The sequence below is a fragment of the Chloroflexota bacterium genome, from assembly GCA_016197225.1.
GTDB lineage: Bacteria > Chloroflexota > Anaerolineae > Anaerolineales > VGOW01 > VGOW01.
In genome coordinates, this window is the sequence record JACPWC010000068.1 from 1 (window position 1) to 3,124 (window position 3,124).

At 60.3% G+C, this 3,124-nt stretch carries 3 protein-coding genes; all 3 read right to left on the reverse strand.

Features of this window, described 5'->3' with window-relative positions; all coding sequences use genetic code 11:
* Window positions 1–720 (reverse strand): acyl-CoA dehydrogenase family protein (locus HYZ49_12660; protein ID MBI3243137.1); only part of this gene is annotated, 720 nt, incomplete at its 3' end.
* Window positions 721–845: 125 nt separating this feature from the next.
* Entirely contained in the window at window positions 846–2,201 is a 1,356-nt protein-coding gene (locus HYZ49_12665) for an aspartate aminotransferase family protein (protein MBI3243138.1), read from the reverse strand.
* Window positions 2,202–2,214: 13 nt separating this feature from the next.
* Window positions 2,215–2,892 carry a nitroreductase family protein gene (locus HYZ49_12670; protein MBI3243139.1) on the reverse strand — a complete coding sequence of 226 codons (678 nt, stop codon included), beginning with the start codon at window positions 2,890–2,892 and terminating at the stop codon, window positions 2,215–2,217.
* Window positions 2,893–3,124 lie beyond the last annotated feature (232 nt).

A 3,124-nucleotide genomic window follows, 5' to 3' on the forward strand; every position in this document is an offset into this window, starting at 1 on the left:
AAACACCTTCATGGCGATCATGAAACCGTCGCCCTCTTTACCCAGCCGGTGCGACTCGGGCACGACCACATTGTCGAGCGTGATCTCGGCTGTGTCTGAGGCGCGCTGGCCCAGCTTGTCGAACTTTTTGCTCACCGAGAAACCGGGGCGGTCGCGTTCGACAATGAAGGCGCTCATGCCTTTGTATCGCTTCGCCTTGTCGGTGTAGGCGAAAACTACGTGGAAGTCGGCGTGCGAGGCGTTGGAGATGAAGGTCTTGCTTCCCTTGATTACGTACTCGTCGCCCTGTCGCGTGGCCGTGCTGGCGATTCCGGCCACGTCCGAACCGGCGCCCGGCTCGGTGACGCAGTAGGCGGCCAGTTGATTCTTCCCGGTGAGCCGGCCCAGCCACCCCTGCTTTTGCTCTTCGTTCCCGGCAATGAGGATGGGCAGGGCGGCCAGGTTGTTGATGGTCAGCGAAGTACTGATCCCACTGCACCCCCAGGCCAGCTCTTCGGCCAGCAAACATTCTTCGATGAGCGAAGCCCCGCCGCCGCCATATTCAAACGGAATGTTGGCGTTCATCAGCCCGGCCTGGCGCGCCTTTTCGAAGACGGGCCAGGGGAACTCGGCGGTGCGGTCGTAGTGCTCGGCCACCGGCGCAATCTCGGCTCGGGCAAAATCGCGGGCCAGGTTTTGCAACATGCGTTGCTCTTCGGTGAGAGAGAATCCAATTGTCATCGTTCAACCTTTCTTTTTTGATTTGCTCAGGTCAAGTCTTCGCCTGGAAAAGCCGGGAGACCCATTATTCTTTTACGACTCCTTTGCAGTGAGACCGTAGTGCGTGTGTAATCTGCGGATAGAGATCAACCTCTCGCGGCGCGCAACACGTCCGGGATCGTGTCGCGAATGATTTCCACAATGCGATTGATTTGCTCGTCGGTGATCACAAACGGCGGCGCCAGGCAGATGCAGTCGGCCAGCACCCGCGTGTACAGGCCGCGATTCAGCAGGGCATCGTAGAGTCGCTGAGTCATGCCGGCTTCGGGCGGGAACAGTTGTTTGGTGGTCTTGTCGGCGACGACTTCCACTGCCGCCATCAGGCCCTTGCCGCGCACGTGGCCCACGCCGTCCATCGCCTCCAACGTCCGCAGTTTTTCCAACAGTTGTTTGCCGCCGCCGGCGGCGCGCTCCACCAGCTTTTCGTTTTCGATGATCTCAATGTTCTTCAAGGCGACGGCGCAACAGGTGGGATGGCCGGAGTAAGTGTAAGCGTGCATCCAGCGTTTGCCCGGCGGCACGCTGTTGATGGCCTCGCGAATCTTGTCGGAGACGCCGATGCCGCCAAGCGGAATGTAGCCGCTGGTGATGCCTTTGGCGAATTGCACGATGTCCGGCTCAATGCCGTAATGCTCCAGGCCAAACCAGCGCCCGGTGCGCCCGAAGCCGGTGATGACTTCGTCGGCGATCAACAGCACCTCATACTTGTCGCAAATCTTGCGGATGCGGGCGAAGTAGTCATCCTGTGGGACGATGACGCCGCCCGCGCCCTGCACCGGCTCGGCGATGAAGGCGGCCACGGTGTCCGGCCCCTCTTTCAAAATGGCGGCTTCCAACTGGTTGGCCGCCGCTACTCCCTGGGTGACGTCCGGATCATTGTTGACGAAGCGATAAGGATCAGGCGAGTCAATATGCAGAAAGCCCGGCACGCGCGGCTCGAACATCGGCCAGTAAGAAGCGATGCCGGTGGCGCTCATGGCCGCCAGCGTCACGCCGTGATAACCCCTCAGGCGTGAGATGACTTTCACCTTGTCGGGCTTGCCCAGAGCCTTCCAGTAAAAACGCGCCGTCTTGAAAGAGGTGTCACTCGACTCGGCCCCGCCGCTGGTGAAGAAGAAGGTGTTGATGGAAGGGTAAGTGAGGGCGCTCAACCTCTCGGCCAGGGCAATGGCCGGGTAGTTGGTGGAGCCGGCGTAGGCCGAAGCGTAGGCCAGAGTGGACATTTGCTCCATCGCGGCTTGCGCCAGTTCACGCCGCCCGTGGCCGACGTTGACGTTCCACAGCCCGGCCAGGCCGTCAATGTACTCGCGGCCTTCGGCGTCTTTGACAATCGCGCCCCTGCCCTCCACCCAAATTTTGGGATGCTGGTGGGCGCTGGGGTGGTGAAGCGGGTGAAGCAAATGGGCGTGATCGGTTTCGAGTCGTTCGCTGATAACAGGCATGTCATTATCTCCTTTAATTTTCCGGCCGCCGTTCTCCCCACGACTCCCAGTGCGTGAACTTGTGGGCGGGAATGCGGTCGGCAGGTTTGAAGTCGTCGCCTTTGAAATAGGCTACCGGCAAAAGGGATGTTTGAGTGATCTTTTCGGGAATGGCAAGAATCTGGGCCACTTCCTTTTCGTAAGCCAGATGCAGAGTCGTCCAGGCCGCGCCGAGGCCGCGGGCGCGCAGGGCCAGCATGAACGACCACACGGCGGGCAGGATGGAGCCATACCACGACGCTTGCACAAACGCGGGCTTGGTTTCAACGCGGCCTTCGATGCAGGGGATGACCAGCGCCGGCGCTTCGTGCATGTGTTCGGCCAGATACGCCGACGACTCGGTCACTCGCATCATCTGGCTCTCGCTCGGCGCGTACTCGCGCCCCGCCGTTCGCGTTCCGCTCTTCAGATAAGCGGAAAACGAGGCCCGGTAAAGTTCGGCAATTTGGGCGCGCTTGCCGGAATCGGTGACGATGACGAAGTGCCAGGTCTGACGGTTGGAGGCGGTGGGGGCCTGAGTTGCGATCTCAAGACAGTGTTCAATGATCTCCCGCTCCACCGGGCGCGTCAAATCCAGCCGCTTGCGAACCGAGCGGGTGGTGGTCAGCAGGTGGTCAACGATGGCCAGGTTTTCGGGGGTCGAGAGGTTCATAGTTTGCTCCTGTCGGGCGGGCAGTCATTTGGGCGATGACAGTAATTGTAATGGAAGACGCGAGAGATGCCAGCGGCGGCTTTGGATCAAGAGAGTGCCCGTCAAAGTTTTGGGAGCAGAAGAGAGAGGAGTAAGATAGGGGCACGTTGCGCGTCCGACAGCCCATACCCCTTTTGGAGGCTCCATGAAACGAACCGACTTCGACCGTGCCTGGCGGGAACTGAGTGAAGAA